8 protein-coding genes are annotated in these 6,071 nt (G+C 65.0%); 6 read left to right on the forward strand and 2 right to left on the reverse strand.

What is annotated here, in order from left to right:
* The 6 genes from EN932_RS26540 to EN932_RS26565 all read left to right on the forward strand — a co-directional run.
* Window positions 1-595 (forward strand): PotD/PotF family extracellular solute-binding protein (locus EN932_RS26540; RefSeq protein ID WP_128369169.1); only part of this gene is annotated, 595 nt, incomplete at its 5' end.
* Window positions 596-619: 24 nt separating this feature from the next.
* On the forward strand, window positions 620-1,528 hold the full coding sequence (locus EN932_RS26545; RefSeq protein ID WP_027160916.1) for an ABC transporter permease: 909 nt from the start codon (window positions 620-622) through the stop codon (window positions 1,526-1,528).
* Complete coding sequence (locus EN932_RS26550; RefSeq protein WP_027160917.1) at window positions 1,525-2,313, forward strand: ABC transporter permease; 789 nt, start codon at window positions 1,525-1,527, stop codon at window positions 2,311-2,313. The genes EN932_RS26545 and EN932_RS26550 overlap by 4 nt, the downstream gene beginning before the upstream one ends.
* Window position 2,314: 1 nt before the next feature.
* On the forward strand, window positions 2,315-3,424 hold the full coding sequence (locus EN932_RS26555) for an ABC transporter ATP-binding protein (protein ID WP_127369073.1): 1,110 nt from the start codon (window positions 2,315-2,317) through the stop codon (window positions 3,422-3,424).
* Between the two features lie 28 nt (window positions 3,425-3,452).
* Window positions 3,453-4,835, forward strand: a complete 1,383-nt coding sequence (locus EN932_RS26560; RefSeq protein ID WP_013530465.1) for an FAD-binding oxidoreductase — start codon at window positions 3,453-3,455, stop codon at window positions 4,833-4,835.
* 9 nt (window positions 4,836-4,844) lie between these two features.
* Window positions 4,845-5,201 (forward strand): cupin domain-containing protein, encoded by a 357-nt coding sequence (locus EN932_RS26565; protein ID WP_013530464.1) that lies wholly within the window; start codon window positions 4,845-4,847, stop codon window positions 5,199-5,201.
* Between the two features lie 17 nt (window positions 5,202-5,218).
* On the opposite strand, the gene EN932_RS26570 is transcribed toward EN932_RS26565, so the two are convergent.
* Together EN932_RS26570 and EN932_RS26575 are read right to left on the reverse strand one after the other, a co-directional pair.
* Window positions 5,219-5,485 (reverse strand): BrnA antitoxin family protein, encoded by a 267-nt coding sequence (locus EN932_RS26570; RefSeq protein ID WP_013530463.1) that lies wholly within the window; start codon window positions 5,483-5,485, stop codon window positions 5,219-5,221.
* Between the two features lie 99 nt (window positions 5,486-5,584).
* Window positions 5,585-6,071, reverse strand: a 487-nt coding sequence (locus EN932_RS26575) for a (2Fe-2S)-binding protein (protein WP_206618961.1), incomplete at its 5' end; no start/stop codon positions are given.

The following is a 6,071-nucleotide window of genomic DNA, read 5'->3' on the forward strand; positions in this document are numbered from 1 at the left end:
CTTCGACACCGCGAAATTTCCCGGCACCCGCGCCATCGACGGCAGCGGCAGCCCGCTCGGCGGCCTGATCGAACAGGCCATCCTGGCAGACGGCGGCAAGGTCGACGCCATGACGCCGGCCGATATCGACAAGGGCATCGCCAAGATCAAGGCGATCGGTCCCGACACGATCTTCTGGAAGACGGGCGCAGAATCCCAGCAGCTCGCCGAATCCGGCGAGGCCGACATGATCATCATGTGGACCGGCCGCGCCATGACGGCGGTCAAGAACGGCGCTGCCTACACGCCGGTGTGGAAGGACTGGCTGGTCGTCATGGACCAGCTGACCATCCCGGTCGGCGCCAAGGACACCGACGCTTCCTACGCGCTGATCAACGCCTATCTCGGCAAGAAGTCGCAGGAGATCCTGACCGAGCAGACCTCCTACTCGCCGATCAACAACGAGGCACAGCCGAAGGTCGACGCATCCGTCGCCGCCTTTCTGACCAACACGCCGGACCACGCCAAGCTCGGCTATCAGCAGAACATCAAGTTCTGGGTCGCCAACTTCGCCGCCGCGTCCGACAAGTGGACAGCGCTGATGGCCGGCAACTGAGCCGGCTACCGCTGAGGTGACGGCGTGAGCCAGACATCGCATACGCCGACGGCCGGGGGTGATCATCCTCGGCCGCCAGGTGCCGTGCGGGCGCCGCAGCGGCGCCCGCGCCTTGCTGCCTATCCTTCGCTGCTGGCGATGCCCGCCTTGGCTTTGCTCATCGCCGCGATGGGCTATCCCTTGCTGACCGTCACGCTGCGCAGCTTCTCGGACCCATCTTGGGGCTTGCAGAACTATGTCTGGTTCTTTTCCACCCCGGTGAATGTCACCGTCCTGTGGCGCACCTTTTCCATCGCAGCCTGGGTCACCATCGTTTGCGTCATCGCCGCCTACCCCTATGCCTATCTCATGACGGCGGTCGGACCGCGCCTGCGGCTGGTCCTCATCCTGTGCGTTTTGGTGCCGTTCTGGGTCAGCGGCGTGGTGCGCACCCTGGCCTGGGTCATCCTGCTGCAGGATTCCGGCATCATCAATTCGGTCATCAGGCTGCTCGGCTTTGACGGCGTGAAGCTGATCCGCACGCAGACCGGCGTCGTCATCGGCATGGCGCAGGTGCTGCTGCCGTTCATGATCCTGCCGCTCTATTCGGTCATGCGCGGCATCGATCTGCGCCTCGTGCAGGCGGCGCGCAGCCTTGGTGCGCGCCCGGCACGCGCCTTCCTGCAAATCTATCTGCCGCTGTCGCTGCCCGGCGTTTTCGCCGGCGCCATCATCGTCTTCATCCTGTCGCTCGGCTTCTACATCACGCCTGCCCTGCTCGGCGGCCCGCGCAGCACCATGCTGTCGACGCTGGTGCAGAGCCAGGTGCTCAGCCTGCTCAACTGGGGCCGCGGCGGCGCCATGGGCGTCGTGCTGCTGGTCGCGACCTTCGTGCTTCTAGCGCTCGCCGCCCCGCTGATGCGCCAGCGCCACAAGCAGGCGTCCAGATCATGAGACTGGCACCATCCCGCCTTCTGCTCGGTCTGTTCTGCCTGCTGGTCGCCGTCTGGCTGGTGATGCCGACGCTGGTCATCATCCCGATGTCATTCAACGAGAAGAAGTCGCTCGCTTTCCCGCCGTCCGGCTTCTCCTGGCAATGGTACGAGAATTTCTTCACCAACCCCGATTGGCTGTCGAGCTTCTTCAATTCGCTGAGGGTCGCGGGCCTCGTCGCCGTCGCCGCCACGCTGATCGGCACGCTGGCGTCGCTCGGCCTCAGCCGCATGAAACATTCCGGCGCCGGCCTGCTGCGCGCCATCCTGATCACGCCGATGATCGTGCCCGGCGTGGTGCTGGCCATCGGCATCTACGCCGTCTATCTCGACTACCAGCTCGTCGGCACCACCACCGGCTTCGTCATCGCACATACGATGCTGGCGATCCCCTTCGTCATCATCGCCGTGTCGGCAAGCCTCGAAGTCTTCGACGCGCGGCTGGAGACGGCGGCGGCAAGTCTCGGCGCCAACCGCTTCACCACATTCCGCACCGTGACCTTGCCGCTGATCGCGCCCGGCATCCTGTCCGGGCTTTTGTTTGCCTTCGTCACCTCCTTCGATGAGATCATCGTCGCGCTGTTCATCACCAGTCCCTACCTGAAGACCTTGCCGGTGCAGATCTTCACCAGCATCACCCGCGACGCCGATCCGACGGTGACGGCCGTCGGAACCATCATCTTCATTGCCACGACGCTGATCATCAGCGCCGGGCTGATCATCAGCTCGAAATCGACGAGGAGTTGAGATGACTGCGAGGAAACGCGGCGCGGCCATCGACATCAAGTGCGCAACCAAGCGCTACGGCAATTTCACCGCACTCGACGATGTCAGCCTGCATATCGAGCCGGGCGAGTTCATGACGCTGCTCGGCCCCAGCGGCTCGGGCAAGACCACGACGCTCAACGTCGTCGCGGGCTTCACCGACCTCACCTCCGGCGACCTCGCCGTTGGCGGCAAAAGCATCGTCGCCCTGCCGGCCCACAAGCGCAACATCGGCGTTGTCTTCCAGCACTACGCGCTGTTTCCGCATATGACGGTCGGCAAGAACGTCGCCTATCCCCTCACCTTGCGCGGCATGGACAAGCAGGCGCGCGACCGTCTCGTCGTGCGCGCGCTGGACATGGTCAAGATGGCCGACTTCGCGCATCGCTATCCCTCCGAACTTTCCGGCGGCCAGCAGCAGCGCGTGGCGCTGGCGCGCGCCATCGTCTTCGATCCGCCGCTGCTGTTGATGGACGAACCGCTCGGCGCGCTCGACAAGAAACTGCGCGAATGGCTGCAGCTGGAGATCAAGCGCATCCACCGCGAACTCGGCACCACCTTCGTCTATGTGACGCACGACCAGGAAGAGGCGCTGGTCCTGTCCGACCGCATCGCCGTCTTCAATCAGGGCCGCATCGAACAGGTCGGAACCGGCCGCCAGCTCTACGACGAGCCAACGACCCTGTTCGTGGCCAAGTTCATCGGCGAATCGACCAGTTTGCGTGGCACCGCCCAGACGTCCGGAAGCGAGACCAGCCTGACGATCGCCGGCCAGAAGATCGTGGCCAACGGCAAGCTCGCCAGCGGCCGCAAACCGGTGGTCCTGCTGCGGCCGGAGAAGCTTTTGCTTGCCGGCACCAACACGCCTCCCGCCGCCGGGCAGAACAGCCTCACCGGTCAAGTCAGCGAGGCGATCTATCTGGGCTCCGGCTCGAAATACCAGGTGACGTTGCGCGACGGCTCGGTCGCCATCGTACGCTCGTCGCTGGAAGCCACACCGTTCTCGATTGGTGACACGGTCGATCTGCGCTGGTCGGTCGTCGATGCAAAACTTCTTGCCGACGACGATCGCGCCGACATGACGATGACCTGATCGCTCTTTCCCCGCAGGATTTTTAGACATGGACGCCAAAGTCAACGGCAACGTCTCGTTCTGGTATGCCGACATCGGCCTGCCGGCCTATCGCGCGCCGCTTCCGGGCGATCTCGAAGCCGATGTCTGCATCGTCGGCGCCGGCTACACCGGCCTGTGGACGGCTTATTACCTGAAGAAGGCCGATCCATCGATCCGCATCGCCATCGTCGAGCGGGAGTTCGCCGGCTTCGGCGCGTCGGGCCGCAATGGCGGCTGGTTGTCCGGCGGCTTCAGCTGGTCGCGCGAGAAATATCTGCAGACCTCGACGCGCGGCGCTGTCATCGACATGGAAACGGCCATGCATGGCACGGTCGACGAAGTGATCAAGGTGACCGAAGCCGAAGGCATCGATGCCGACATCCGCCGCGTCGACAATCTAACGGTGGCGACGAACCCGCCGCAGCTCGAACGGATCAACGCCGCCTATGCCGATGCGATCGGCTGGAGCGTGCCGAGCGAGCGTGTCAGCCTGATCGGCCAGGCAGAGGCCAAGGCCCGCATCAACATCAGGAATGTGCTTGGCGGTTATATCCACCACGGCACCGCGCGTGTGCAGCCGGCCAAGCTGGTGCGCGGCCTGTCCGAAGCCGTCGAGCGGCTCGGTGTGCCGATCTACGAGCAGACCACCGTGACCGGCATCGAGAAGGGCAAGGTCACGACGAACCGCGGCACCGTGCGCGCGCCGATCATCATCCGTGCCACGGAAGGGTTCACGGCCGGCATACCAGGCAATGAACGGCTCTGGCTGCCGCTCAACAGCGCGCAGATCATCACCGAGCCGCTGCCGCAATTACTGTGGGACGAGATCGGCTGGGAGGGCCATGAGCTTCTGGGCGACTCCGCGCACGCTTATTGCTATGCGCAGCGCACCAGGGAAGGCCGCATCACCATGGGCGGACGCGGCGTACCCTATCGTTACGGCTCGCAAACGGATGTACGCGGCCAGACGCAGCAGGCGACGATCGAAAGCCTGCACGCCATCCTCACCCGGCTGCTGCCGCAGACAGCCAGGCTTCGCATCGACCACGCCTGGTGCGGCGTTCTGGGCGTGCCGCGCGACTGGTGCACGACGGCAGGGCTCGATCCGCAGACCGGCATCGGCTGGGCCGGCGGCTATGTCGGGCTCGGCGTCTCGAGTTCCAACCTTTCGGGCCGCACGCTGCGCGACCTTATCCTGCGCCGCGACACCGAACTGACCCGCCTGCCCTGGGTCAACCGAAAGGTCAGCAAATGGGAGCCAGAGCCGATGCGCTGGCTCGGCGTCCACTCGATGTATCAGCTCTATCGCGTCGCCGACGAGCGCGAGGAAGCCGGCCTCCAGCACACGTCGAAACTGGCCGCAATCGCCGACCGCATCACAGGACATTGAGAGACTGCCATGACCGACTTCCAGACCTTCGCCCACCTCGCCTCCATCGACCTCGGCGAGCCTGAGCCCAAGCCGACCTCGATCAGCGGCGATCAGTTCGAAGCCTCGACGACGCTGTGGACCTCGCCGGATGGCGCACTGGAAGTCGGCGTCTGGGAGTGCACGCCGGGCCGCTTCACGGCCTCGCGCGAGACCAATTCCGAAACCTGCCACATCGTGTCAGGCCGGGTCTCGCTGCATGGTCCCGATGGCCGCAGCGAGGACGTCGGTCCGGGCGAAATGCTGGTGCTGCCGAAAGGCTGGAAAGGCGAATGGACGATCCACGAGAAAACGCGCAAGCTCTATATCCTGCACTTCGAAGCGTGAGCCGGCTGGAACAGCCGCTACTCGTCGTCTGAACGATCACCCCCGGTAACGATCGGCTTGCCTTCTATCACACGCCGCAAGGCGTCGTTGATGCGGTCCTGCCAGCCGGGTCCATCCTCCTGGAAATGGTCCAGCACGGCGCGGTCGATTCGGATCGAAACAAGCTCTCTGACGCCTGGAGCGGCCGTGGGCTCTCGGACCGGGGCAGCCGGCCTCTTCATCGGCTTGAAAGCCGCCTCGGCGGCCGCCATCGGATTTGTCGGTCGGCGCGGAGGATTTGCCATTGGATGACCCTGACTGAGGATGATTCGTGCGCGACGTAGCACGCCTGAGCCACCATAGCCCAACCAGCACCGTCGCGCAGGCCCCTTTGGTCAGGACGATCACTCGGCTGCTTGGAGGCTCTGTGCGTCGATGATGACCCTGATCTCGGCGCGGCAGGAGCCGCAATTCGTGCCGGCATTCAGGGCCGCGCCGATTGCCGCAACGCTGCCGCAGCCGCGGCGTACCGCTTCCGCGATCTGGTTGGCGCCAACGCCGAAGCAGGAGCAGACGATGGCGCCGCGATCGACGTCGATCCCGCCCGGCCGCCCGGCCACGATCGCCAGCCTGCTGCGCCGATCAACATGATCGGCACTCAACTGTTCCGCCGCCCAGCCGCGCGACACGGCGACCGGGCCGGGCGCGACGAACAAGGCGCCTGACAGTTGGTCGTCGTCGAAGGCGGCGATGCGGTGCTGGCCGGCGTCGCGGTCGTGATAAGCTGATATTTCGGCACCCAATGACGTACCGAACAGCGACCCGGCAAAGCCCGCCCAGTCGATGTCGTCATCGGCAAAGGCAAGCTCGACCCGCCAGCCGCCCTTGCAC

It is taken from the genome of Mesorhizobium sp. M7A.F.Ca.US.002.01.1.1, from assembly GCF_004022955.1.
Lineage (GTDB): Bacteria > Pseudomonadota > Alphaproteobacteria > Rhizobiales > Rhizobiaceae > Mesorhizobium > Mesorhizobium ciceri.